The sequence below is a fragment of the Gemmatimonadota bacterium genome (genome assembly GCA_041390105.1).
Classification (GTDB): Bacteria; Gemmatimonadota; Gemmatimonadetes; order Longimicrobiales; family Gaopeijiaceae; genus JAGQIF01.
The window spans coordinates 170,479-196,247 of the sequence record JAWKQO010000003.1; the positions used below are offsets into that span (position 1 = coordinate 170,479).

A 25,769-nucleotide genomic window follows, 5' to 3' on the forward strand; every position below is an offset into this window, starting at 1 on the left:
GATCTCCAGGACATGGCGTCACCTTCATCTGCCTTCATGACCGCGGGCCCACCCCGCGCGTTAGGTCCGGCACGTCCCCGCCTCCCGCCGGTCGAGACAGGGGGGAGACACCGGCCACAGTGCCGGCGCCCCTTCTCCGGCGCCAGCTCAGCCCCGGCCTTGACCCGAACAAACACCGAAACTACATTGGCTCCCCTCGTTGGATCGCGGCCCTGGAATGGAGGTGGGGTGGATGACGGTGGCAGAAGTGGCGAATGGGCTGAAGAGCCTGTGTGAGCGCGGGCAGTTCCTGGAGGCGGTGGACCGCTACTACGCCGAGGACGTCGAGAGCGTGGAGCCGGTCGACCTCCCTCACTTGCCCGCTGTAGTGAGGGGCTTCAACGCGGTTCGAAAGAAGACGGAGGGGTTCGGAGCGTCCTTCGACGTCCACGAGGTCAGGACCGAAGGCCCCTACGTCGGGGAGGATGGGTTCGCCCTCTACTTCTGGATGGATGCCACCCAGAAGGCCTCGGGTAGCAGACAACACATGACCGAGGTAGGGTGGTACACCGTTCGGGACGGCAAGGTGGTCCACGAGGAGTTCTTCTACCACATGCCCGGGGCGTAGCGGCACGCGGACCCGGCGCAACGCCACAGGGGGGCACTGCCCCCGCGGGTGGGGTGGCCGATCCCCCCACCCGCACCTGCGGGCGATCTCGACGGAGGGCGGCCAACACCCGCCTCCCGCCCCGAAGCTTCACACCCAGCGGGAGCGGGTCAGCGAATGGGCACCACCACGCCGACCTGGTGGGTCCAGACGGTCGCCGCCTGAAGCGTGAGCGGCCCGGACGGCGCGGTCAGGATGCCGATGGCCCCCGAGGCGTCGAGCTCCGCGCGAGGCACACCCGCCAGCTCCCACGACTGCGCCACGCCCGGCCTTCCCGTTCCGGTGGTGGCGCTCCCGAAGTAGCGCACGCTGGCGCCCCCGAACCGCCAGGACGCGCTCCAGGTCGGTGCCCACTCCATCCAGCTCTCGCTCTGGTCCCGGATGCCGGCCGATAGTCGATCGACTTGCTGCAGATCGTAGGCGATGGAGCGCGCCTCGAGTCCGAGCTGGAGATCCGCCTGCCGCCACCGGAGCCCCACGCCGGAGCGGAGCAGAACGTTCGCGAACTGGAAGTCGTTGTCGATGGTCCGGTCGCCTTTGCGCACGACCTGCCCCGCGGTGGTGACCGTGTCGGTCAGTGCCTCTTGCCACGTTTCCGCCCAGATCGGCTCCAGCACCGCCTCCACGCCGAAGGTCACCAATCCCGCCTGGCGCGACAGCCCCGCGCCAAGATCGAACGCCCAGGAGCGGCCCGGATCCCGCGGGATGTTCTGGATCTCGTAGTTCGGGATGCTGGGATGGGTGTTGCGATTGGCTGTGAGGGTCCATCCCAGCCGCCATCCCTCGGCCGCCAGGGGCCGCGCATACCGGACTTGCGTTCCCCAGGTGCGGGTCTTGTCGCGGTTCTCGTCCACGCGGAGCCGAGGCTCCACCACGACCGGTGTCGGCACCGTATCGGGTGGTACCGGAGGCACGATCCAGTCGAGGTAGGTCACATCGTGGCGCATGTCCACGCGGTGGTGCACGACGATGGCTTCCAGGGTGCCTCCCTGCCCTGTCTCGAGCAGCAGACCGGCGCGAAGGTCGAGGACGGTGCCGCTGGGGTCGATGCGTCGACTGCCCGCGTACAGGTGCTCCACTCCAGCCATCCAGTTCAGATCCGCCAAGGACACGCTCACGCCCCAGGCCCCGCTTCTCCCCTCCAGGGCTCGGGCCAGCTGTGCGTGTGCGTAGACGTTGCGAGCCGAGCGCTCGGACAGCGTGGGCTCGATCGGAACCTGGGTCACGAACCGGCAACTCAGGCAATCGTCGAAGAACGGCACCGGAAACGCGTCCGATGACGATCCGGGTGAGAGCTCCTGCAAGGCGAGGGTGGCCCCGCCCGACCAGCGTTCGCCGCGCAGAAGCACCCCGAGTGGGAGGGACGTGCCTGCCCCCCGATCGCCGAATCCCAGGTCGTCCGAGATCCCGTAGTGTACCGGCGACGCGAAGAACAACCCGTCGCCCAGTCGCACCGTAGCAGCGGGATTGCGAAAGACGCTGCCGAGCGTGTCTTCCACGGCGATCCACACACCGCCCATCCCGCGGGTGTCGGAGGGATCGAGGAGGAACTGGTCGCCGGTGGCCACGGGCACGGTGCGAATGGGGACGAGCTGACCCTGGGCGGGGCGTGGCCCCAGGCCAGAGAAGACCAGGACCACCAGGAGGCCGGTTCGGGAGGAGATCGGGTTCCAGTTCACGGGACGTCGGGCTCCATGCCACGGGGAGTCGTGAGCCCCATGGCCGCCACGGCTGCGGCGCCACTGCGGGGGCCCATCCGGAGAACGACCCGAGCGCACGGTCCGTGACGGATGGTCGCCCCCGCCGGGAGCTCCGTCGTCTCCGTAGGGCCCCAGTTGTTTCAGATCGTTACGGTGGCAACCGCCACAACGGGTCACGTGATACGTCCAGGGCGTGACTTAGGCACAGCGAAATCCACTGCGAAACAGGCCACCCTTTCGTGGCCGCCTGATTCATGAGTATCATTCCAGCATTCCCGACAACTTGGAACTCTCCCCCGTGAGGTGGCGCGATGCCCCGACCCCCGGGCGCTTTGGTCGTGCGTTGGCGCGACATGGCCGCAGAGGGTAAGTCGTATGCCGAGATCTCTCGGCGCTACGCGAAGTACTCAGCCGACCAGGTCCGTCACTACTGTCTCGGCAACAGCGGCGCGAACCTGCCTGGTCCCCGTCAGAAACCGGGACGCTGGGCGGGTCACAACGTATGGCTACAAGGTGAGAAGTCTCCCCACGCGGAGATGACGAAGACGCAGGCGCTTCGCGTCCTGAACGACTGGGACGAGAAGAAGGACCGCTGGAAGACGTCGGGAGCCGAGTGGGCAGAAAAGCTGGGCGTGTCCCCCAGCACGATCCACATGCTGCGGCGTGGCGAAACCTGGCAGCACCTCGACCACCCCAATCAGGGGCGGGTGCCCCAGAAGCGGGGCGCGGAGAGCACGCCCCGCGCGAAAGCGGCGCCGGCGCCGAAGCGCGCCAAGGTCAAGCGTGCCAAGAAGGCGACCACACGCGGCAAGGCGCGCAAGTCGGCCGCACGGAAATCGAAGTCGACCAAGAAGTCGACCCGTTCCCGGACGTCGACCCGCAAGCGGCGCTGACGAGATTGTCGCCGCGGATGCTCAGGCGTCCGCGGCGACGTCCACCAGCCCTTCGCGCACGGCCAGCAGGGCCGCCTGCGTCCGGTCGTTGACGCCCAGCTTCGCCAACACCGCACTTACGTACCCCTTCACGGTCCCGACACTCAAGAAGAGCGTCTTGGCGATGGCCTTGTTGCTCTTCCCCGAGGCAATGAGGCGTAGGACGTCGCGCTCCCGCTCGGTCAACTCCTCCAAGGGAGAGGTTCTGGGGGGCGCGGTGAGATGGTGGACCAACATCTGCTGTGCATCCGGGTGCAATGTGGTGCGGCCCTGATGGGCCGCGCGGATGGCCGCGACCAGATCGTCCCGACCCACATCCTTGAGCAGATAGCCCAAGGCGCCCAGACCCAGGGCCTCCCTGACCTTGCCTTCTTCGATGAAGGTCGTCAGCACGATCACGCGGGCGCGCCCGCCATTGGCCCGTAGCCGGCGCATCGCCTCCAGGCCGTCCATCCCTGGCATGACCAGGTCCATGAGCACCACATCCGGGTCCAACTCATGTACGAGCCGGAGGGCTTCCGCCCCGTCCTTGGCGTGCGCCACCACCTGGATGTCCTCGGCCTCCTCGGAGAGGAAGAGCTCCAGGCCTTCGCGGACCACGGCGTGGTCGTCCACGATCAAGACTCGAATCGCACGGATCACGGCGTTCCTCCGGCCTGTTGGGCCATTCCACCCGCCCCATCGTCGCCGTCCGCCGCGGGGCGGGCAGGTGCCAGGGCCCGAACGCAGGTGCCACCGCTCGGCCCCGCCGTGATCACCAGCAGTCCGCCGTACTCGGCCAGGCGCTCCCGCATGTTGCGCAGGCCGTGGCCGCCCTGCTCGGGGTCGCGACATCGTTCCGCCAACCCCTCGGGCATGCCCGTGCCATCGTCGAGCACGGACAGGAAGACGTCGTCTCCGCTCCTGCCAAGGCGCACCTCCACCCGCGAAGGCCGGGCATGGCGTAGCGCATTGCTCACGGCTTCCTGGGCAACCCGAAACAGGGCGCGCTCCAGTCCGTGTTCCTGCGCCTCATAGCCCTCGGCGTGGAACGCCAACGTCACGTTGGGTCCGCCGAAGTTCGGAATGGCCTCCGCGAGCGCGGACGCCAGTCCCCCATCGCGCAACAAAGCCGCACCGAACTGGGGACCCCCGTCGGACGGGGGAGGGGGAGTAGCGTCGGCGGGCTTCAGTTCCGCCAACAAGGCACGCATCTCGCCCAGGGCCGCTCGGGCCAGCTCCAGCATGCGCTCGGTGCGGCGCTCTCCTTCGTCCTTGTCTCGCTTCCACGCGTTCGCCAGCGATTCGGCGATCATCACGGTACCGAACAGCAGCTGCGTGACCGAGTCGTGAAGGTCGCGCGCCAGCCGCTGACGCTCGGCCAGGACCGCCAGGTCCCGCGCCTGCTTGTGCAGACGAGCGTTCACGATGGCCACGGCCAGCTGTCCGGCCACGACCTTCAAGCTCTCGACGTCTTCCTCGGTGAAGGGATCGCCGCCTTCCACGTTCAGCACGCCCACCACGGCGTCGCCGATCACGATCGGGATCGCGAGCTCCGCCCGGATCCCCTGTGAACCCGGAGTATGCACCCAGCGTGGATCCGACTCCACGTCGTTGACCAGGATGGCACGGCGCTCCGTGGCAGCGGCACCCATGATGCCCTGCGTCACCGGCTGCCGATACACGCGGGGGAGGAGGCTCTTGTAGCTTCCGCCGACGTGGGCGATGGCCAACACCGGTGGCTCTCCGGGCTCGAGCGTGGGGATGGCCACGTTGGGATAGCCCAGGACTTCGTGGATGGCATCGGCAGCGTTCTGCAGGATCTCGTCGAGATCGAGCTCGGTCGTGATGATCTGTCCGACCCGAGTGAGCAAGGCCATGGACTCACGCCGTTCCAACTCGCGTTGATACCGACGTGCGTTGTCGATCGCGATGCCCGCGTGTCGAGCGAAGATCCCCAGCGTCTCGACGTCGGACGCGTCGAAGGGGCGGCGGCGAGGACCGTCTTCCGGGGTCGGCGCCGGACAGCGACCGATGCCGATGAACCCGATCATCCGCTCCCGCACGGAGATCGGAAACCCCAACACCGCGTTCTCACCGTGGTAGCGTCGACCAGGAGCTTCGAGGTCCGCGTAGCGGTCGAGCAGGATCGGGCGCCCGCTGGCCAAGACCTGGCCTGCGAGCCCGACGCCGGGCGGGTACAGCGCATCCAGCTCTTCGTCCGGCATCCGGTAGATGGCGCGGGTCTGGACGACCCCGGTCTCGGGCTCGACCAACCCGATGGCGCCATCGTCGGCGCCGATGAGCTCGCAGGCGTGGCGCAGGATCCGGCCCAGCAGGGGCTCCAGATCGAGCTCGCTGCTGATCGACTCCACGAACGCCCGCAACGTCTCCTGCTCGCGCAGCAGCTCCTCGGTGGAGCGGGCGGGCCGGCGCGCGTGGAGGGGAGCGTGAGCCAGTACCCGCTCGCCAACCGGCTCTCGGCCAACTGCCATGGGCTCTCCTTCGGTCCGATGAGGGGTGGGTGACGATGGCCCCCCCCGACCACACCCCACGCCCCTGGAACGGGGGCCATCGCCGCCCGTAACAGGTTCGAAAAGGTGGGCGCCTCACACCACCGCAGGTCGTTGGGTCCGTGGCCCTGACTTTGGTCGGGTGGCCCGCCGCACGCTACTACCGGGTGGTCGACCCCGGGCCGGAGGGCCTCGCGTCGCTCAGTGGCGACCTCGGTAGAGGTGGTCCGCCAGGGTCGAAACCAGTGGCGTGCCCACCGCCAGAAGGGCCGCGCCCAGCAGTCGCTCGCTGCGGAACCCACTGCGCTCCCCGTCCACGTAGACCGCGTAGCTGAGCGCGGCGGGCAGGGCGGTCATGGCCAGGCTCGGCAACCAACGACCGCGCGAGACCTCGGTGCGGCCGAGCCAATGCGCCCCCAGTGAGGAGCCGAGCCAGGGAAGTGCCAGGGCCGCCAGGCCGGTACCGGCTCCCGCACTCTCCACGCAGCCCCCGTCGGGTACGTCCGGTCCCGGCAAGCAGCCGATTGCCGCCAGGCCCGCCGCCAACCCCCCCAGGGCGCCCAAGGTCGCCCCGGCCCAGGCCCGCGCCGTGGGGTGCCCTCCCGGCTCGACGGACCAGGAGTAGTTGGGGTAGCGCGACGCCTCCATGCGACCAGGGTCCGTCACCACTCCGGAGCGCCGCGTCTCGATCACCAGCACGCCGTGGGTGGCACCCATCCCGTAACGGGCCGAGCCCTCGCTGGCGGGGACGTACTCCACCCGCTCCAGCTCCTCCAGGGTGAGATCGCGCAGGAAGCGCGGCGCTTCGTAGACGGGGAGGCCGTCCACCACGATCAGCGGGTAGTTGCAGCCGCTGGTGCGGCTGGCGCGGGCAGCCCGGAACTCCACGCACAGGAACCCGCCGCGTGCCTCCGAGATCACGGCACCCGGGACGAAGCTACGTAGCAGGTCGCCGATGTGCCGGGCCCGCCCCACCACGGACTCGATCTGCTCCCGATCGATGACGTTGGAGCGGGTGCTCTCGGTGCGGGGTCGGCGCTGGGCCGTGACCTCGATGGCCTCCAGTACCAGCGCCTGGGGAGTCAGGCGCAACTCGACGGCGAAGACCGAGTCCTCAGGGAGTTGGGCCGACTCGGTGTGCACCCCATAGGCGAGGTGACTCACTCGCAGTTGGATCGGCCCCGGCAGCAGGCCGTCGAGGCGAAACCTCCCGAGCGCGTCGGTGAACGTGGCCAGGTCGAGGCCGGGCACCACCACTTCGGCCCCTTCGACGGCCCGGCCGGTCTCGGCGTCCAACAGGCGCCCTTGGAGGGCAACCGCATGCTGGGCGTCGAGGGGCGCCGCCCAAAGCAGGGCCGCGAGGCCCACGATACAGAAGAGACGGTTTTGCACAGAAAGCGAAGGCGCGGCCCCCGTCGCCGGGGGCCGCGCCGGAAGGGTACCGCTTAGCCGAAGTTCGGGTTGGTCCGCTTCTCGGCGTCGGGAACCGGCCAGCACTGCTGGTTCCCCACATCACCGACGCCGGGCTTGTAGTACGTGCTGTTGTCCGGAAGTACGAACGGCACGGCGTGCCCGTTACGGCGATAGTCGCCCATCTTCTTGCCCTCGAGCCAGAAGTCGCGGGCGCGCTGCATCATCAGCTCGGCGAACACCTCCGTGGCGTCCGTCGAACTGAAGGCCGCCTGGTTGCCCACCGCCCGACGCTCGTTGATGAGGTCGAGCTGGTCCTGCATGCTGCCCGTGGCCTCGGCCACGATGTAGCGGGCTTCCAGACCGGAGGCGAGGCGGATGTTCACGCCGTACCCCGTGAACTTCTGCTGCCGGTAGAACTGCAGCTCGGAGTCCTGGGCCAAGCGACCGGAGTCGTCATAGGAAATCCGGGGATCTCCCGAGTCGGCGATGTCCCGGTACTCGGGGGGCACCACCAGCGACTGACGGGCCGTGGTGAAGTTCCACACGTTGTTGCCCACCCGTCCGCGATTGGCGGCGTCGTCCACGTACTTGAACTCGAACACGAAGTTCGGGTCCACCGCGGACGCGGCAGTGGCGGCCTCGGCCTTGCGGCCGGCCTGCAGGTGCGCGCGGGCGATGCCCACCTGCGCTGCGCCTGCCAGCAGCACGCCCTCGCTGCTGCCATCCGCCGTGCCTTCGGTGCGCGCCAGGTTCAGGCGCTCCACCGCCCTGTCCAGCATCTGCGCCGTGGACAGGCGCGGTCCCGGCTCCTCCGGAGAAGCAGCCACCGTGCCCTCACAGAACGTCTCCGCCATCAACAGCAGGGCGTAACCCTCCGTGAAAGCGCCGATGGCCAATGCCAGTCCCGGCGTGCTTTGTAGCGTGCCCACAACCTGCTCGCCCGTGCTGGCGGCCAGAGTGATCGGCGACCACCCTTCGGTGTTCAGTGTGCCGTTCGTATCGTCGATGAATCGCCGACCGAACTCGTTGCGCGTGGGGAAGGTGTCTCCCACGCGGGCCTCGTGCGACCACCAGGCCGAGTAGACGATGATGTCCCCGAACGCGTCGGCCAGGTTCTGGAACGCAGAGCGCGCCAGCGTCATGCCGTCCGCTTCCGGGTCGATGTTGGTGGCTTCCAGAAGGTCCGGATCGGACACCTCGAAGAAGCTGTCGGTGCATCCGAACGCGGCCAACAGCGCCACAGTCGGGGCAATCCGATGAAGTCTCTTGCTCATTGGATATTCCTCGTGGCTCAGTAGGCGAGATTGACGCGGACCGACCAACGCCGCTCGGCCGGAACCGTGAAGAACTCGCGTCCGTCGTTGAACGTGGTCTCAGGATCGAGCCCGCTGTACGGCGTCCAGGTGGCCAGGTTGCGACCGGCCACCGTGAAGGACGCGCTGCGAGCGCGCATGGCGCGCGCCACCGACTCGGGCGCCTGATAGGTCAGGGACACCTCACGCAGACGCGTGTAGCTGGCGTCCTCGATGTACTCGCCGTTCACGTTGCCGAACGTCACCGTGTTGCCGCTCTCGTTCACGAACGGACCGAAGCGGCGGATGCGCTCCTCCTCCGACAGCAGCTCGTTGCGCTTGATCCAGCGCTCCGAGTTGCGGAACTGCCGATCGCGGAAGTCGTCCGTGAAGTTGTTCTTGTACACGTCACCACGCAGGTCCAGCTGCGCGTATAGCGTGAAGTTGCTGAAGAGGTTGAGCGTGGAGGAGAGGGTGCTCTCCCAGCCCGGCAGCGTGTTGCCCACGAACTCCAGCGTATCGGAGACGATGGCGCGACCGGCGGCCACGTCCACGCTGCGAATGACGGACGTGTGGAACGAGTTGATGGGCGCGCCCTCGCGCGTGCGGAGCAGCGTGCCGAACGGATCCACGTCTCCCAGATCCACCACCGTGTTCTTCACGGTGGACAGCGTGCCGCGCAGCTCCCACCCCAGGTTTTCCTGGGTGATGACGCGCGCGGTGGCACCCACTTCGAAGCCCTTGTTGTTCACCTCGCCGATATTGACGAACGGGTTCTGGCTGAACCCGAGCGACGGCGCGATGGGCCGGCGCAGGATCGCGTCGGTGGTGGTCTTGTCGAAGTAGGTCACCTCGAGGCTGAGGCGCTCATCCAGCAGGCCGGCCTCGAAGCCCAGCTCGTACTCGGTGCCGCGCTCAGGCTTGAGCGTGGTGTTGCCCGGATCGTTGGGCGTCACACCCGGCTGCACCGAGCCGTCGCCGTACAGCACGAAGGGCGACAGGTTGTAGGTCGCCAACGCGCCGGTCGTCGGAGACCGGCCCGTGGTGCCGAAGGCGCCGCGCAGCCGCATGGTGCTGACCAGGTTCCCCAACGGTCCGTCCTGCCAGAAGCCCTCCTCCGAGATCACGTAGGAGAAGCCGACCTTGGGGCTGAAGAAGTACTGCGACTCCAGGCCGAACGACGAGTTGCGGTCGAGGCGCCCGGCCACCTGCATGAAGAACTTGTCCTTCCAGCTGGTCTGCACCTGCCCGAACACGCCGTTGGAGCGATTCTCAGACACCAGCTGGTTGCCGGTCACGGTGGAAGCGGCACCGACAGAACGGGCCGAGTTGGCCACCAACCCCTGGCCGGTAGCGAAGACCTGGTCGTTCTTGTCCGCGATGGTCTGCAGACCCCAGGAGATGTCCGTACGGAGCGTCTCGGACAGGTCCAGGGCCAGGTTGCCCAGGTAGTCGATGGTGAAGCGGTTGTTGGTCTCGCGGCCTTCCTGGATCTGGCCGGAGTTCAACACGTCCGAGCCGTACCAGCCACCGTCGTTCTTGGGATAGAACTGCCAGGCGGAGGTGCGCGTGAGGTCCGCGCCCACGATGAACCGATTCGTGAAGTTCGTGCGGGGTGCCCAGTTCACGGCCAGTCGCGGCTGGAAGCGGAAAGCGTCGTCGAAGTTCTCGATCTTGGCCCGTCCGTCGATTCCACCCACTCCTGCGCCGGAATAGAGCCCGTTGGCCGCGGTGCCCACCGTGGTGGGGCTGCCGAGGAAGCCGGCGGCCACCATCCCGTACACCGAGTTGTCGGAGTGCGGCAGACGCGTCTTGGTCTTGCCGATGCCGAATCCGCCCTCGATGCGCAGCTCAGGGTTGATGACGAAGTCGAAGTTGGAGCGGAAGCTGAGCCGCTGGAAGCTGTTGTTGGGCAGCGTCCCGTCCTCGTCGTCCGCGCTGGCGGAAATGAAGACACCGTAGTCCTGGCCACCGCCGCGCAGCGAGTAGCTCAACCCCCGGCCCTGGCCGGGGTTGAAGACGTTGAGGCGCTCCAGAGGATTGTCCGATACGATGGTCCCCGCCGACTGACCGAAGCAGAGCGACCGGTTGGGATCCGCCACGTGCGTGGCCGAGCAGGCCGCCCAGTTGGCGGGCGCGTCGAAGCTCGTCTTGAGATCGGAGTATTCGGCGGAGATGGTCTGCGTGAACTGACCGGAGGCGCGACCCCGCTTGGTGATGATGTTGATCACACCCGCGGAGGCGTCGGCGCCGTAGAGCGTGGCAGCCGCCGGCCCTTTCACTACCTCGATGGACTCGATGTCCTCAGGGGCCAGGTCGTTCATACGGCTCACGGACTGCCCCAGCACGCTGAACATCTGGGCGTTGTTGGAGCCGGTGCCCGCCCGGGAGTCCATGCGCACACCGTCCACGAACACCAGCGGCTCGTTGGACAGAGAGATCGACGCCTGCCCGCGGATGCGGATGCGCGGCGCGGTGCCGACCGAGCCGGACCCTGCATCCAGGTGCACACCGGGCACCCGCGCCTGCAGCAGCGTCTGCACGTTGTTGACGGGGGCAAGCTCCGTGAGGCGGGCCGCGTCGAGCTTCTCGACGACGGCCGCCTGGGCACGGCGTTCCAGCCGCCCGGCCGTTCCGGTCACCACGACTTCTTCGAGCGAGATGGCCTGCTCGGTCAGGACGAAGTCCTGCCGGGCCGAGGCTCCCGCCGTGACCGTGATCTGGATCGACTCCGTGCTGTACCCGATGCTCTGCGCGACCAGCGTGACAGAGCCGGACGCGAGCACGAGCCGATACACGCCGGCGTCGTTGGTGAGCGTTCCTACGTTACGGCCTTCGGCGTAGACCTGGGCGCCACGTACTGGCTCGCCCGTCCGGGTCTTGACCGTTCCGAAGACCGTGCCGTCCTGCGCTGCGATTCCGCCCGGTATGAGCAGAAGCAGGCAGGCCAGCACCGATCGAACACGGTTGTGTGACATGCGCACTCCTCGACGTGAGTTGGTTGTACGAGTACGGGAGCGTTGATCGGGCCTTTGCCCAGGGAGTCGGGCCATGGGAACCGCCCCCCGGCCGGCGAGTGCCGGGCCAGGAATCCGGTGCGGGTGGATGAGGACAGCGCAGCTGGGTTGGGCTGCACCTTCCACCTTCACTTCGCGGTGACCCTGCGCGCCCACGAGAGGGCTCGGATGGCGCGCCCCTCCAACCGCGGTCCAGAACATGCGACTCGGTCTGATCGAAGGGGTCCCGAATCGTGAAACAAGGTCCGAACAGAAGTCGGTCGTAAGACACCCTCCAATAGGAAGACCCGACAGGCCGCGCCCGTCTTCGGTGATCCGGGCTTTCCTACGTGCGGATAGGTCGATGGCCGGTGCATCGCCGACGATCGAGGGCCCGTCACTGGTAATTAGGGTGGGCTCATGGCCCGATGCAAGGGGTTGGCTGGACCGTCGCTGACGACCGGGTCGACCCGGAGAACGGTTGGCAGAAGGCGAGCGACCCGATATCTAGAACCCTGTGGCCCCGCCCAGGCCGGGTGCCCGTCCCAGGAACGCCGGAACGAGGCGGAGATGCGCCACTTCCCGAGGTCGGCCGGTCCGTCCGGCGTCATTTCCACGCGCTGGTTGGTGCTGGTCGGGGCCCTGGCGCTGGGGCAGGTGAGCGAGCCCGGGGGCCTGGTCGCCCAGGAGGATGCCTGGCTCGCCAAGGACAAAGCCGAGCACTTCGCCGCCAGCGCCATCATCGCGGCCGGTACCTACGCCTTCGCCATCCCCCTTTGGGAGTGCAAGCAGCCCCGGGCCTTGCTGGCGACCGGAGTGTCCCTCAGCGCCGGGCTCCTGAAAGAATGGAGCGATTCACGGGGAAGAGGGCAGGCGTCCTGGAAGGACCTGGCCTGGGACGTCCTCGGGGTGGCGGCCGGAGTGGGGCTCCTGTGGGGGTTCGACGACGCCCCAGCGGCCTGCGGGCCCCCTCCAGCGGGAGGCCTACTGGACGCGTCCGCGCTGTTCTTGCCGATCGGCCCCTTCCCGCCGCCCATCCGCTAGGCTGACGCAGCCCGCAGGCACAGCGCGGCGGGTCCGAAGCCAGGGAGGGTCTCCCGCTCGGCCCTCAGGCCCCCACGAAGCGGATGGCCAGCACCCGTGCGCGCCGCTCGGCCGACGTGCCCAGGAGTGCCTCGGCCACCTTGTCGCCGGTGGTGGGCTCATCGAAGCCCTGCAAGATGATGGCGTGCGCGCCGATCTCGGCGGCCTTCTCTCGCATGGCCTCCACGAAGGAAGACTGATCGTTGAGGTCGGCGTCTCCCTCGGCGTAGATCATGGCGATCTTCACGTACTCGCCCTCCACGTCGGCTTCGTCCACGTAGACGACGATCTCGTTCACCGGCACCGGCGGGTAGTAGGCCCCGGGGTCCAGCATGACCGCGTTCGTGGTCACGCATGCCGCCAACAGGCCAAGGGGAAGCAATCCGAGGGCGCGCATCACGGGGGACTCCTTTCTCATGCTGGTCTTTGCGGTACCCCGCTCGGAACGGCCGGTTCTTCGGCCTGCCACCCCGCCCTCCGGACCGCGACCCCCCGGCCCCCTGTGGGCACCGCGTCAGCCGAAGAGGGCCGGAACCAGCTCGGTGGCACGCCCGCGCAGGACCCGGTCGGCCAGGCCGTCCAGGGCTGTCTCTTCAGGGCCCAGGACCAGCACCCGCCCTCCGGCTCCTGCGGTGATCCGCGGCACGCTCGCGGCGGGCTCCACCAGTCCGCTGGTTCCAACCACCAGACAGACATCCGCTCCGGCCGCGAGATCGAACGAATGATCCAGCGTGCGGGCATCCAACCTTTCGCCGAACCAGACGACGTCCGGGCGCAGAAGCGCCCCGCAGCGCGGACACCGTGGTAGCCGCTCGAGCGCGCTGGCGTCGACGGGGTGTTCATCCAGCTCCCGGTAGCTGCAGGTCGAACAGCGGGAATGGGCGATGGACCCGTGCAGCGCCAGGATGCTTCGCTCCAGGCCCGGCACCCCGCCGCGAGCGCGGAGCGCCCGCTCATGCAGGCCGTCGACATTCTGTGTGACGACGTGCACACCGTTTCGCATCAACTGCGCCTCGGCGATGGCCTGGTGGGCCGCGTTGGGCGCACAGGCAGCCAACAGACCGCGGCGCCAGGCGTACCACTCCCAGACGAGGCGGGGGTCGCGGCGAAAGGCCGCCGGAGTGGCCAGGTCCTCCGCGCGGTACGAGCGCCAGAGGCCCTGCTCCCCTCGAAACGTGGGCACCCCCGACTCGGCGCTCACCCCCGCGCCGCTGAAGACGACGACGGTGCGGGCGGCGCCAATCCACGCGCGAGGCTCTTCGAGATCCATGCACCCCTCGGTCGGTGGGTCCCAGTGAGCAAGGTGCTGGCCTCCAGCAACCCCGAGCAACGCCGGTTCGAGGCTCGCCATCCCCCTGCCCAGCGCACACCTTGGAGTGCCGAGCTTCCGCGGCCGTTCGACCCTTCCGCCTTCATCGTGAAGGTGAATCTCTGGCTTTCACTCTGACGAGGAGGCCCCATGTCACGGCATGCGCTCATACTTACGGCGGCTCTACTGACCCCGGCGGCCTGCACCGCCCCTCCCGCGCCGAGCGCCCCCGGCGCCGCCGCCGTGTTCGCGGGCGCCAGCGGCCGCTGGGTAGACCTCACCCATCCGTTCTCGTCCTCGTCCATCTATTGGCCCACCGCCAACGGATTCGTTTTGGACACCGTCGCGTTCGGGCAGACCGAGGGAGGGTGGTTCTATTCGGCCTTCGATTTCCGCGCTGCGGAGCACGGGGGCACGCACCTCGATGCGCCCATCCACTTCGCCGAGGGTCGAATGGCCGCGGACGAGATCCCGCTGTCCCAACTGATCGGCGCGGCCGCCGTCGTGGACCTCTCCGAGCGCGCCGGGCCGGACGACCAGGTGCAGGTGGCCGACCTCGAAGCCTGGGAGGCCCGGCACGGCCGCCTGCCCGACGGAGTGATCCTGTTGCTCCGTACCGGCTGGGGAAACCGCTACGGCGACCGTAGCGCCTATCTGGGCACCGACGTCACCGGACCAGAGGCCGTCCCGCTCCTGCACTTCCCCGGCCTGCACCCGGACGCGGCCCGCTGGCTGGTGGCAGAGCGTGCCGTAGGCGCCGTGGGCATCGACACACCGAGCATCGACCACGGCCAGTCGGCGACCTTCGAGAGCCACCAGATCCTCTACGGCGCGGACATTCCCGGCTTCGAGAACGTGGCCGGACTGGAGCAGCTGCCGGAGCAGGGGGCGTTCGTGGTGGCGCTGCCCATGAAGATCGAGGGCGGCAGTGGCGGTCCCCTGCGGATCGTGGCGTTCGTGCCGGAGAGGACATGAACATGCGCAAGCTCCTCCTGACCCTACTGCTCCTACCGCTGGTCGCGCTCGGCGTGGCCGCGGTGCGTGCGGCGACGCTGCGCCCGCCGGAGCGCGAGCGCGTCGAAGCCATCGCAATCGCGGTGGACGAAGCTGCGGTGGCGGCTCGCTTGGCCGAGGCCCTCACCTACCCGACCATCTCGAGGGAGCCGCCGGCCCTGCCGGACTCCACTGCCTTCCGGAGCTTCCACGCCTTCCTCGAGCGCACCTTCCCGGCGACGCACGCCGCGCTCGGGCGTGAGCTTGTGGGCGGATTGAGCTTGCTGTATCGCTGGAACGGTGCCGACGCCGGTGCCCCCGCCGTCGTGCTCATGGGGCACCAGGACGTGGTTCCCGTGCTGGAGGGCACCGAGGACGACTGGGAACACCCCGCGTTCGCAGGCGTCATCGCCGACGGGTTCGTCTGGGGGCGCGGCGCCATCGACGACAAGTCCACGCTCATGAGCATTCTCGAAGCCGTCGAGAGTCTGGTCAGCGAAGGCTTTCAACCCCCGCGCACCGTCTATCTCGCCTTCGGTCACGACGAGGAGGTCGGCGGCCTCAGGGGCGCGCACGCGATCGCCGAGCTGTTGGCGTCGAGAGGGGAGCACGATCTCGCGCTTGTCCTGGACGAAGGCGGGGCCGTGCTGCCGGGCCTGGCCAACATCGACCGGCCGGTGGGATTGGTGGGTGTGGCGGAAAAGGGCTTCCTCACACTGTCCCTCTCGGTGGAGGCGGCGGGAGGCCATTCCTCCAACCCGCCGGCCCAGACGGCGGTGGGCGTGCTGAGCGCCGCCATCGCTCGGCTGGAAGCCGACCCCTTCCCCTCCACGCTGGAGGGCAGCACGGGGCTGCTCTTCGAACGCCTGACGCCGGAGATGGACTTCGGGGGGCGCTTCTTCCTGGGGAACCGCTGGCTCTTCGGACCGCTGCTCACCCGTTTGTTGGCCGGCGCTCCGGAGTCGGCGGCCATGCTGCACACCACCACGGCCGCCACGGTCTTCCATGCCGGAGAGAAAGACAACGTGCTTCCCATCGAGGCGCGCGCGCTGGTCAACTTCCGCATTCGCCCGGGCGAGACCGTTGAAACCGTGACGGAGCGCGTGCGACAGGTGATCTCGGATCCGCGGGTCGAGATCCAGCCTACCGAGAGCGCACGCGATCCCTCTCCCGTCTCCGACCACGAGTCCCCCGCCTTCCGGATGCTGGAGCGCACCGTGCACGAGGCGCTGGGAGGCGAGATCATCGTGGCGCCCTATGTGGTTCCGGGCGGGACGGACGCCTGGTACTACGGCGGCCGTTCCGCGAACGTGTATCGGTTCCTGCCCGTGCGGTTCCAGACGGACGACCTGTCTCGGATGCACGGGACCGGCGAGCGGATCACGACGGCCGACTACGCGAACGCCGTACGGTTCTTCCGCCGATTGATCCAGAACGTGGAGCGACTTCCGTGACCCTGACCGCCCTGGGCAATCTGGGCGAATTCATCGGCGCTATCGGCGTCGTCGTCTCGCTGATCTACCTCAGCGTGCAACTCAAGCAGAACACCAAGGCCGTGCGTGCGGCGTCCTACCAGGAGATCTCCCACAACAGCCTCGAGCTGTTGAGCCTCATCATCTCGGACGCGGAGATGGCCGACATCTGGGGGCGGGGCCTCGACCACGGGGCGGACGCGCTCGATCCCATCGAGCATTTCCGGTGGCATTCGATGCTGCTGGCCACGTTCCGTCACTGGGACAACCTCTACTACCAGTATCGCAACGGGATGTTGGAGAAGGAGCTCTGGAAGAGCTATCGCTTCATGATCCGCTCCTACCTGGTGCGCCCGGGATTCCGCGATTGGTGGCTGCGACACCAGGACGCGTTCTCTGACAGCCTGCAGCAACTGATGCGCGGTTGGATGGCGACGTTGGACGACGCCGCTACGCGCGAGCTGAGCTTCCATCCTGCTGCGGAAGACGAGTGACGCCGGACGGAAGCAGTCCGGAGTCCGCCGCGCGGCTCAGGTTGGAGGAGGCCCGGGCCGAGACCACCGCTCGCCTGGCCGAGCGGCGCGCCGAGCTCGAGGAGTTGGAAGCCCGCGAACTGGTCTGGGCCAACACCTCCGCGGCGGTACTCCTGGGTGCACTCCTCTGGGCGTTCCTGTCGGCGCTGGGCATCCTACCCGGCTCCGGCGGACGCATCGTGCTGGGTGCCGGCGCGCTCCTGGTTCCGCTCGTGCTGGTCCGTCGCCTTGCTTCCACGAAGCGCAAGCGCTGCGGCTACGCGGTCGATTGGAACGAGCGTGCCCGGCAGCGGCTGGACGAGCGCTTTGCGTTCGGGCAGCCCGACGGGCGAGAGTTCATGGACCGGAAGCACGCGTTCAGCTACGACCTCGGACTGTTCGGACCCGACTCGCTCTTTCACCGTGTGAACGCCTGTCACACGGCCCTGGGCAGGGGTACGCTGGCTGAATGGCTGCAGGACGCCTCGGCACGCCCGCCGGCCGAGCCGCGCGCCCAGGCCATCCGCGAGTTGCGGACACGCGGGGCCGACCGCGAGCTGCTCGAGATCGAGCTCCGAACCTTGAGCGAGGCGGGTAGCCGCCATCCTCCGGAGGTGCTGGCGCAACGCACCCGTGACCTCGTCGCCTGGGGAGCCACGCCCGCCCCGGACGAGCGCGACACGCCGCTCCACACCGGGCTTCTGGTCCTGCTGCCGCTGCTGGCCGTCACAGGCGTCGTACTGAGCGTTGGGTTGGGATCCTGGTGGTGGGCGGTGATCCCTTTTGTGGGCAACGCCCTCTACGCACGGAGCTTCCGGGACCTCGGCCCGCTGACCGGCCGCTTCGAGGCCGTGGCCGATACGTTGGGCGCCTGGAGCCGCGTGTTGGAGCAGGTCGCGGCCCTTCGCTTCCAGACCCCGCTATTGACCCGGCTGCTGGAACCGGTGACCCGAGCCGACTCGCCGGCTCCCGCTGCCGTGGCCGAGCTGCGCCGCCAGGCTCACCGTCTGGCCCAGCGCCAGAACGCCTTCTGGGCCGTGACCGGCAACATCGTTCTGCTCACCGACCTGTGGGCGCGGCGGGCTCTGCTGCGTTGGCAGCGGCAGCACGGACCGGAGCTGGCCGCCTGGACCGGCGCGGTGGCGGGATTGGAGGCCCTCCTGTCGCTGGCCTCCTACGCGGACGCCGTGCCCGACCACGGAGGCGCGACCGTGGGCGAGGACGGCCCCCTCTTCGAGGCCAGCGCGCTCGCGCATCCGCTGCTCCCCCGCGAGCGACGGGTCGCCAACGACGTGCGCCTCGAGCGAGAGGGAGTGCTGGTGGTGGTCACCGGATCGAACATGAGCGGAAAGAGCACCTACCTGCGCGCCGTCGGCCTGGCCACGGTGCTGGTGCGCGCGGGACTTCCCGTACCGGCAGCCTCCTGTCGCATGCGCTGCCTCTCCGTCGTGACCAGCATGAACGTGGAGGACTCTCTGGGCAGCGGCCTTTCCCGCTTTCACGCCGAAGTTCGGCGCCTGCGCTTCTGTCTGGACCGGGCCGCCGAGAACAGCCCCACGCTGGTGTTGCTCGACGAGATCCTTGGAGGCACCAACTCGCGGGAACGCCACACCGGTACCGAGGCGGTGCTGCGCCAGCTCTCGCGGCTCCCCACCGCAACGCTGGTGTCCACCCACGATCTGTCCCTGGCTTCGTTGGCGAACGACCCCGAGATGGGGGCGCGCGTGGTGCACTTCACCGACGAAGTGCGGGACGGCGTCATGACATTCGACTACCGCCTGCGCGAGGGTCCCCTTCCCAGCACCAACGCGCTCGAGGTCATGCGCCTCGAGGGCATCGAGGTGGAGGACCGCTAGGGAGGGCTCGATCCCTCCCCGAGGGTCTGCGCCCGCTTGCTTTCACAGTGGCAGATCGTCCATCCTGGCCGAGGACGCCTTCGTAGGCGCACCGCAAGATCCTCGCACGATCCACGTTTCACGGAGCCTCGCCGATGCGCGCACGACCCTGGCTTCTCCTCGCCGCCCTGCTGCTCTGCCTCCCCCGCTCGCTGGACGGCCAGGAGGCCCGCCGCCGTTGGGAGCGCATGGCGCAGATCCGGCGGGACAAGTTCGATCTCGTCCTTCCCGAGGCCATGCGTGAGAACGGGATCGACATGTGGATCACCGTGGTCAAGGAGGGCCGTCCCGACCCACTCGTGGAGGATCTGGGCGGCGGATACGTGGGCTCGGTGGGCTACTACATCTTCACGGATCGAGGTGGTGATCGCATCGAGCGGGTCGCAGCCGGCATCGATGGCTACCGACTGGAAGAGAGTGGTGCCTACGATCAGATCCTGCCCGGCATCGACCTGGGTGCTTTCGTCGCCGAACGCGATCCAAAGAGGATCGGCGTGAACATGTCGGAGCGGATCGGTGGTGCGGACGGGCTGTCCCACACGAGCTATCTGGCCCTGCAGGAAGCGCTTGGTGAGCGCTACCGTGCCCGGCTGGTCTCGGCGGAGAAGCTCGTCTCGGACTTCCGGTCGCGGCGCGTCGCCACCGAGATCGCCGCATTCGCGGAAGCCGGGGAGATCTCCCGCGAAATCGCCGAGCGTGCCTTTTCCAACGAGGTGATCACACCGGGTGTCACGTCCCTGGAGGACGTGGCCTGGTGGATGATGGAGGAGCTACGCCGGCGGGGGCTCGACACCTCCTTCGACTTCCCGTCCGTGTACGTGACCGGTCCCACCGGCATCGAAGCCACGTCGAACGAGCGCATCATCCAGCGAGGCGACCTGCTCATGATCGATTGGGGTGTGGGCTTCCTGAACTTCCACACCGACATGAAGCGGATCGCCTACGTCCTGCGGGACAGCGAGACGGAAGCCCCGGAGGGGCTGCGCCACGCCTTCGAGCGCGGGGCCCAGGCCCGCGCGGTCGTCCGGAACACCATCCGGGCCGGACGCACCGCGCAGGCCAACTCGGACGCCATCGTGCAGGCGCTGTCCGCAGCGGGCTTCCGGCCCATGGAGGAGTTCAACAAGCCCTACGACACCCCCACCACCGACATCATGTTCGGCAACCACAGCGTCGGAAACCTCGGACATGGCATCGGGCCCTCCATCGCCTTCTTCAATCCACTGCGCCTGACCTACGAGGTTCGGCCCGGCAACCTGTTCTCCATCGAGCTCTTCGCGTACACGAGCGTGCCCGAGTGGGGTGGAGCCAAGGCACGCATCCCACTCGAGGACGACGCTGTGGTCACCGCACGGGGCGTGGAGTGGCTCTACCCCATCAATCCCGGCATCCGCCTGATCCGCTGAGCGCCGCGGGCCAGCGCGCAGGCTCGAAGACGACGCTCCGACTCAGAAGCGACCGAACTTGAAGGTCAGGTAGCCGGACGCACCGTCCAACGCGCCGGCGTCCAGACCCTCCAGCTCGACGTCACCGGTGAGGCGATAGCTCACGCCGAAGCCGAGTCGGAACACTTCCGCGACGTTGACCATCAGGTTGGCGCCCGGCTCGACGACGAAGAACGCATCGTCGTCGTACTGGGCTCCTCCGCGGAAGCGATCGTCCCAGGTGGCGCCTCCCGCCCCCACCAACACCTGGAAGGACGGGTGAACCACCCGGTACCAGGCCGGGATGTACTCGAGCTCCAGGCCCCCGTAGCCCATGGTCAGTTCCACGGTGTTTCCGCGGCTGTCCAATCGCTCGAAGTTGTCTGGATTGGCCAGGCCGTAGCCCCCACCACCGATCACGAAGGTGTGGTTGATGATCCAGCCACCCCGCCCTCCAACCAGGATCCCCAGGTCCCCATCGAGGTCCGAGAAACGCACCACCGGCCCACCGAAGCCACCCGAGTGGATCGGGCCGTTCATCAGGGTTTGGGGCCGCTGTCCCAGAAGTGCGGTCGGCACCAGCCACAGCGCGACCGTGACCAAACTCGCCTGCTTCCTCATCCTCCCCTCCTCCGAAGGCCCACGCCGGTGCGGCGGACGACAGCGCGGGCACCCTCGCACGCTGGAGCATAGCGGCCAAAGAAGCGCGCTTCCGTCGGGAGCTCCCCTCGCACGCCTGGGGGTCTTCTCCGACGGGGCCACGGCACCGATCTTCCCGGCGGCGGTGCCTGGAAGGGCCGGGCCCGCATCCTCCACAAGGAATCCGTGCCATGAAGGAGCGCGTCGCCCTCGCCTATTCCGGCGGCCTCGACACCTCGATCATCATCCCCTGGCTCAAGGAGAACTACGACCTCGAGGTCCACTGCGTGGCCGGCGACGTCGGCCAGGGTGAAGGGGAGCTGGACGGACTGGAGGAGAAGGCGCTGGCCACGGGCGCCGCTTCCTGCAAAGTGGTGGACCTGCGCCGCGAGTTCGTCGAGGAGTACGTGTGGCCCTGCGTGCGCGCCATGACCGTCTACGAAGGGCGCTACCTGTTGGGGACCAGCATGGCGCGACCGGTCCTGGCCAAGGCGCAGGTCGAGTACGCGCGCGAGGTGGGCGCCAGGTACGTGGCCCACGGGTGTACGGGGCGCGGCAACGACCAGGTGCGCTTCGAGCTCGGCTACCAGACGCTGGCTCCGGACCTGAAGGTCATCGCTCCTTGGCGGGAGTGGGACATCCGCTCCCGTACCCAGGCTCTCGACTACGCGGCGGCCCATGGCGTCCCCGTCACCGCCTCGCGGGAGAAGATCTACTCGCGTGACCGCAACCTCTGGCACATCAGCCACGAGGGTGGAGCACTGGAGGATCCAGCCAACGCTCCCCCGGACGACGTCTGGATGCTCACCGCGCACCCGTGGGAGGCCCCAGACAGCCCTGAAGAGGTTTCGCTCACGTTCGAGCGGGGCGTGCCGGTCGCGGTGGACGGCAAGGCCATGGCCGCTGAGGCCCTGGTCGCCGACCTGAACACGCGAGCCGGCCGCCACGGCGTGGGACGCGTCGACATCTGTGAGAACCGCATGGTGGGCATGAAGTCGCGAGGCGTATACGAGACGCCGGGAGGCACCGTCATTCTGGAGGCCGCCCGCACGCTCCGTTCGCTCACCTTGGACAAGGACACGGCCCGTCTTACGGAGCGACTCATGCCCGAGTACGCCGACCTGGTCTACACGGGGCGTTGGTTCGTCCCCGAACGGCGCGCGCTCGACACGTTGTTCCGTGTCGCCAGCGAACCCGTGACCGGCGAGGTGCGCGTGCGACTGTTCAAGGGGCAAGCCACGGCGCTGGCGGCCACCAGCCCCTACTCGCTCTTCCGCGAGGACCTCTCCACGTTCGAGGACAGCGATACCTACGACCACGCCGACGCGGGCGGGTTCATCCGGCTGTACGGGCTCGCATCCAAGGTTGCGGCGGAGCGGGACCGGAGCGCCTCGTGAGCGCCCTTTGGGGCGGACGCTTCGCAGGAGGTCTGGATCCGGCCTTCGACGCCTTCAACCGCAGCTTGCCGTTCGACAGGCGGTTGATCCAAGCGGATATCGAGGGCAGCATCGCGTGGGCCGGCGCCCTCGGGAAGGCCGGCGTGCTGACACAGAAGGACGTGCGCGCCCTGCAGCGAGCGCTCCGTCAGCTGGGACGGGACCTGGAGGCGGATCCCTCGCCGTTGGAAACCTCGGCCGCGGAGGACGTGCACAGCTTCGTGGAGGCGGCCCTGGGCGAACGAGTGGGTGACCTCGCTCGTAGGCTGCACACGGGCCGGTCCCGCAACGACCAGGTGGCCACCGACCTACGCCTCTGGCTGCGGGAGCGCGTCGCCGGGCTCGATGGCTCGCTGGGCCGGGTCATGCACGCCCTGGCGGAGCTGGCGCTCCGCACCGCGGGGACCGCGCTCCCCGGGTACACACACCTGCAGCGGGCCCAGCCCATCACGGCCGGCCACCATGCCCTCGCGTACGTGGAGATGCTCTCCAGGGACCGGGAGCGGCTCGCTGACGCAGCTCGCCGGGCAGACGCCTGTCCGCTCGGGTCCGGCGCGTTGGCCGGCACCGCCTACCGGGTGGACCGCAAGGCGCTCGCCAAGGCGCTGGGCTTCAGACAACCCACCCGCAACAGCCTGGACGCGGTCAGCGACCGCGACTTCGTGTTGGAGCTGGCCTTCGTGTGCAGCACCATCATGGTGCACCTCTCCCGGCTTTCCGAGGACTGGATCTTCTTCGCGTCGCACGAGGCCGGGTTCCTCAAGCTGGGCGACTCCGTGTCGACGGGATCCAGCTTGATGCCGCAGAAGAAGAACCCGGACGCGCTCGAGCTCATCCGCGGCAAGGCCGGACGGGTGATCGGACACCTGCAGGCTCTGTTGGTCACGCTCAAGGGCCTCCCGCTCGCCTACGACAAGGATCTCCAAGAGGACAAGGAGGCGCTTTTCGGCGCCCTCGACCAAACGGATGCCTGTCTGCGCGTGATGGACGTGGTCGTGCGCTCCGTGCAGTACGACGAGGCGCGGTGCGAAGCTGCTGCGCGCGGGGGCTTCCTGAACGCCACCGACCTGGCGGACCTGCTGGTCCGCCGCGGCATGCCATTCCGGGACGCCCACGAGGTGGTGGGCCGAGCCGTGCGCGCCGCCATCGAGCACGGCTGTGAGCTGGAGGACCTGCCCGCCGAGGTGCTGGCAGGTCTGGTTCCGGAGACAGGATCGGTACAGCGCGAACTGTCGCTGGGGGCGGTGCTGCGCCGCCGGGACGTGCTGGGCGGAACGGCGCCCAAGCGGGTGAAGGCGGAAGCCGAGAAGTGGCTGTGGGCCCTGGAGGAGGACGGAACCCACTCCAAGCCCCCGCCGCGGCCCACACGGCGACGCGTCTAGGCTCCCCCTCACGAGGCACATCACCATGCGACCCACGCGCGCGCTGCTCTCGCTCCTGATCGGGCTGAGCGCATGCACTGGGTCCAACCCACGCCCTCCTGGGCAGGAACGCCAGGATGCCCGGTTGCAGGCCCGCCTTGACTCGCTGGTGCAGGGCTTCCACGGAGACGTCGGGATCTACGTCCGACACCTGGGAGATGGGAGGAGCGCCTGGATACAGCCGGACACGCTCTTCCCGACCGCCAGCATGATCAAGGTTCCGATCCTCCTCACCACGTTCGAACGGATCGAGCAGGGTGCACTCGACTTCGACCAGGCGCTGGTGTACCGCGACTCGCTGCTCTACGAGGGCGAGGACATCCTGGGCTCGTTCAAGGACGGCGAAGAGATCGCTCTCTCCAAGGTGGTCATGCTCATGATCACCATGTCGGACAACACGGCCAGCCTCTGGCTGCAGGATCTGGTCGGGACCGGCACTGCCATCAACGAATGGCTGAGCCAACACGGCTTCGAGCGCACCCGCGTCAATTCCCGCACGGAAGGGCGCCGCTCCGACTGGGAAGTCTATGGCTGGGGGCAGACCACTCCACGGGAGATGGCCGAGCTGCTTGTGCGTATCCGCGAGGGCCGAGCGGTGAGCCCGGGCGCCGACGAGGAGATGTACCGCGTGCTCAGCCGTATCTACTGGAACGACGAAGCGCTTTCGCAGATACCACCCTGGGTGCAGGCGGCCTCCAAGCAAGGCGCCGTGGACCGCTCGCGTTCCGAAGTGGTGTTGGTGAACGCGCCGCATGGCGACTACGTGTTCTCCGTCATCACCAAGAACCAGGAGGACTCCAGCTGGGGGGCGGACAACGAGGGCTTCGTGCTGCTGCGCGATGTCTCGCGCCTGCTCTGGTCCACGTTCGAGCCGGGCACCACATGGACGGCCCAACCGTTTCCAATGCACGACTGATGGCCCGCCGTACCCGGCTGCTTTCCTTGCTTCTGCTGGGGGCGGGGCTGGCGTGCGCGCCCGAGGCTACCCGAAGCGGCACGGCAGCGCTGCTGCAGCGCGCTCCCACCGCGCTCTCCGACTCGACCTTCGCCGCGCTGGTCTCCCGGCTCTCCGAGCCCGGCGGCTACTTCGATACAGACAACCTCATCTCCAACGAGTCCAGCTATCTGCATGTCGTAGGCGCGCTCCAGCGACGCGGACTTCGGGGAGGCGCCTACGTCGGAGTGGGCCCCGACCAGAACTTCTCGTACATGGCGGCCATCCGTCCGGAGGTGGCGTTCCTGGTCGACATCCGCCGAGACAACCTGATCGAGCACCTGCTGTTCAAAGCGCTCTTCGAGCTGGCGCGCAACCGACTGGAATACCTGGCGCTGCTCTACGCACGACCGCTGCCCGACGACCTGGATGCCTGGAGCGCACGCCCGCTGGACGATCTCATCGCCTGGATCGACGGGCACGCGGCGTTGACGGATAACGGAGCGGAGGTGCGTGCGCGAGTGGCGCTGCACGTCGCCGGGTTCGGAGTACCCCTGGGAGACGAGGATCGCGCTGCGCTGGACCGCTTCCACCAGGAGTTCATCGCGAACGGGTTGGACCTGCGCTTCCACTCCTTCGGACGCAGGCCCCGCTTCTTCTATCCGACCCATCGCGATCTCTTGCTCGAGCGGGACCTCGACGGACGGCCGGTCAGCTTCATGGCCACGGAGGAGGACTGGCGAGCGGTCGAGGCGCTGCAGAAAGCCAATCGCGTGATCCCGGTGGTGGGGAACCTGGCCGGAGAGCACGCGCTGCGTGCCATCGGCGATGCCGTTCGGGAGTCCGGCCTGGAGGTGAGCGCGCTCTACGCGTCCAACGTCGAGTTCTACCTCTGGAGCGACGGCAGCTTCCCCACCTTCGCCGAGAACGTGCGCTCCCTTCCCCTCGCGGACGACGGCGTCCTCATCCGCAGCTACTTCGGTGGCGGCGGGTTCCAGGACCCGCTGCTGGCCACTGCGCCGGGCTACTACAGCGCGCAGCTCCTGCAGCCGTTCTCGGTCTTCTTGGAAGCGGGTCGCACAGGGGGATTCCGCGGGTACCGCGACCTGGTCACCCGGGGCGCGCTACCGCTGGGCGCACGCTGAAGGGAAGCCCGAGCACTCAGGGAGTCCCGTTCGGC

The 25,769-nt window shown here is 68.3% G+C and carries 22 protein-coding genes; 13 read left to right on the forward strand and 9 right to left on the reverse strand.

Annotation, left to right across the window (positions count from 1 at the left end):
• Positions 1–232 precede the first annotated feature (232 nt).
• Positions 233–607: a nuclear transport factor 2 family protein gene (locus R3E10_13870; protein MEZ4416832.1), complete on the forward strand. Its 375-nt coding sequence runs from the start codon at positions 233–235 to the stop codon at positions 605–607.
• A gap of 149 nt (positions 608–756) precedes the next feature.
• On the opposite strand, the gene R3E10_13875 is transcribed toward R3E10_13870, so the two are convergent.
• Positions 757–2,325 carry a hypothetical protein gene (locus tag R3E10_13875; GenBank protein ID MEZ4416833.1) on the reverse strand — a complete coding sequence of 523 codons (1,569 nt, stop codon included), beginning with the start codon at positions 2,323–2,325 and terminating at the stop codon, positions 757–759.
• 332 nt (positions 2,326–2,657) lie between these two features.
• On the opposite strand from R3E10_13875, the gene R3E10_13880 reads away from it, so the two are divergent.
• Complete coding sequence (locus tag R3E10_13880; GenBank protein MEZ4416834.1) at positions 2,658–3,239, forward strand: hypothetical protein; 582 nt, start codon at positions 2,658–2,660, stop codon at positions 3,237–3,239.
• 21 nt (positions 3,240–3,260) lie between these two features.
• Here R3E10_13880 and R3E10_13885 read toward each other — a convergent pair whose 3' ends face one another.
• From R3E10_13885 to R3E10_13905, 5 genes are all read right to left on the reverse strand, one after another.
• Positions 3,261–3,920 (reverse strand): response regulator transcription factor, encoded by a 660-nt coding sequence (locus R3E10_13885; GenBank protein MEZ4416835.1) that lies wholly within the window; start codon positions 3,918–3,920, stop codon positions 3,261–3,263.
• Positions 3,917–5,752: a GAF domain-containing sensor histidine kinase gene (locus R3E10_13890; GenBank protein MEZ4416836.1), complete on the reverse strand. Its 1,836-nt coding sequence runs from the start codon at positions 5,750–5,752 to the stop codon at positions 3,917–3,919. Before R3E10_13890 ends, R3E10_13885 begins: the two co-directional genes overlap by 4 nt.
• 219 nt (positions 5,753–5,971) lie before the next feature.
• Positions 5,972–7,162: a TonB-dependent receptor plug domain-containing protein gene (locus R3E10_13895; GenBank protein ID MEZ4416837.1), complete on the reverse strand. Its 1,191-nt coding sequence runs from the start codon at positions 7,160–7,162 to the stop codon at positions 5,972–5,974.
• Positions 7,163–7,215: 53 nt separating this feature from the next.
• Complete coding sequence (locus R3E10_13900) at positions 7,216–8,457, reverse strand: hypothetical protein (protein ID MEZ4416838.1); 1,242 nt, start codon at positions 8,455–8,457, stop codon at positions 7,216–7,218.
• A 17-nt stretch (positions 8,458–8,474) separates the two neighbouring features.
• A complete protein-coding gene (locus R3E10_13905) occupies positions 8,475–11,453 on the reverse strand; it encodes a SusC/RagA family TonB-linked outer membrane protein (GenBank protein ID MEZ4416839.1) in 2,979 nt (992 codons plus the stop codon).
• Positions 11,454–12,041: 588 nt separating this feature from the next.
• Here R3E10_13905 and R3E10_13910 point away from each other — a divergent pair.
• The gene (locus tag R3E10_13910) at positions 12,042–12,515 is read left to right on the forward strand and encodes a hypothetical protein (GenBank protein MEZ4416840.1); all 474 of its coding nucleotides are present in this window, start codon (positions 12,042–12,044) and stop codon (positions 12,513–12,515) included.
• Positions 12,516–12,579: 64 nt separating this feature from the next.
• Here R3E10_13910 and R3E10_13915 read toward each other — a convergent pair whose 3' ends face one another.
• Positions 12,580–12,954 carry a hypothetical protein gene (locus tag R3E10_13915; GenBank protein MEZ4416841.1) on the reverse strand — a complete coding sequence of 125 codons (375 nt, stop codon included), beginning with the start codon at positions 12,952–12,954 and terminating at the stop codon, positions 12,580–12,582.
• Positions 12,955–13,068: 114 nt separating this feature from the next.
• On the reverse strand, positions 13,069–13,824 hold the full coding sequence (locus R3E10_13920) for an NAD-dependent deacylase (GenBank protein ID MEZ4416842.1): 756 nt from the start codon (positions 13,822–13,824) through the stop codon (positions 13,069–13,071).
• Between the two features lie 24 nt (positions 13,825–13,848).
• Here R3E10_13920 and R3E10_13925 point away from each other — a divergent pair, with 24 nt between their 5' ends.
• The 6 genes from R3E10_13925 (at position 13,849) to R3E10_13950 (ending at position 20,141) form a co-directional block, all read left to right on the forward strand.
• The gene (locus tag R3E10_13925) at positions 13,849–14,001 is read left to right on the forward strand and encodes a hypothetical protein (protein MEZ4416843.1); all 153 of its coding nucleotides are present in this window, start codon (positions 13,849–13,851) and stop codon (positions 13,999–14,001) included.
• 12 nt (positions 14,002–14,013) lie between these two features.
• Positions 14,014–14,838 carry a cyclase family protein gene (locus R3E10_13930; protein ID MEZ4416844.1) on the forward strand — a complete coding sequence of 275 codons (825 nt, stop codon included), beginning with the start codon at positions 14,014–14,016 and terminating at the stop codon, positions 14,836–14,838.
• Positions 14,835–16,310 carry a M20 family peptidase gene (locus R3E10_13935; GenBank protein ID MEZ4416845.1) on the forward strand — a complete coding sequence of 492 codons (1,476 nt, stop codon included), beginning with the start codon at positions 14,835–14,837 and terminating at the stop codon, positions 16,308–16,310. The genes R3E10_13930 and R3E10_13935 overlap by 4 nt, the downstream gene beginning before the upstream one ends.
• Entirely contained in the window at positions 16,307–16,822 is a 516-nt protein-coding gene (locus R3E10_13940) for a hypothetical protein (GenBank protein MEZ4416846.1), read from the forward strand. The genes R3E10_13935 and R3E10_13940 overlap by 4 nt, the downstream gene beginning before the upstream one ends.
• Positions 16,819–18,696: a hypothetical protein gene (locus tag R3E10_13945; GenBank protein MEZ4416847.1), complete on the forward strand. Its 1,878-nt coding sequence runs from the start codon at positions 16,819–16,821 to the stop codon at positions 18,694–18,696. The genes R3E10_13940 and R3E10_13945 overlap by 4 nt, the downstream gene beginning before the upstream one ends.
• A gap of 134 nt (positions 18,697–18,830) precedes the next feature.
• Positions 18,831–20,141, forward strand: a complete 1,311-nt coding sequence (locus tag R3E10_13950; protein ID MEZ4416848.1) for a M24 family metallopeptidase — start codon at positions 18,831–18,833, stop codon at positions 20,139–20,141.
• Positions 20,142–20,183: 42 nt separating this feature from the next.
• Here R3E10_13950 and R3E10_13955 read toward each other — a convergent pair whose 3' ends face one another.
• Entirely contained in the window at positions 20,184–20,780 is a 597-nt protein-coding gene (locus tag R3E10_13955) for a hypothetical protein (protein ID MEZ4416849.1), read from the reverse strand.
• 209 nt (positions 20,781–20,989) lie between these two features.
• Here R3E10_13955 and R3E10_13960 point away from each other — a divergent pair, with 209 nt between their 5' ends.
• The 4 genes from R3E10_13960 to R3E10_13975 are packed head-to-tail and all read left to right on the forward strand — an operon-like array spanning position 20,990 to position 25,734.
• Positions 20,990–22,195, forward strand: a complete 1,206-nt coding sequence (locus R3E10_13960) for an argininosuccinate synthase (GenBank protein MEZ4416850.1) — start codon at positions 20,990–20,992, stop codon at positions 22,193–22,195.
• Positions 22,192–23,616: an argininosuccinate lyase gene (gene argH, locus R3E10_13965; GenBank protein MEZ4416851.1), complete on the forward strand. Its 1,425-nt coding sequence runs from the start codon at positions 22,192–22,194 to the stop codon at positions 23,614–23,616. Before R3E10_13960 ends, argH begins: the two co-directional genes overlap by 4 nt.
• A 25-nt stretch (positions 23,617–23,641) precedes the next feature.
• Entirely contained in the window at positions 23,642–24,571 is a 930-nt protein-coding gene (locus tag R3E10_13970; protein MEZ4416852.1) for a serine hydrolase, read from the forward strand.
• The gene (locus R3E10_13975; protein ID MEZ4416853.1) at positions 24,571–25,734 is read left to right on the forward strand and encodes a hypothetical protein; all 1,164 of its coding nucleotides are present in this window, start codon (positions 24,571–24,573) and stop codon (positions 25,732–25,734) included. The genes R3E10_13970 and R3E10_13975 overlap by 1 nt, the downstream gene beginning before the upstream one ends.
• Positions 25,735–25,769: the final 35 nt, after the last annotated feature.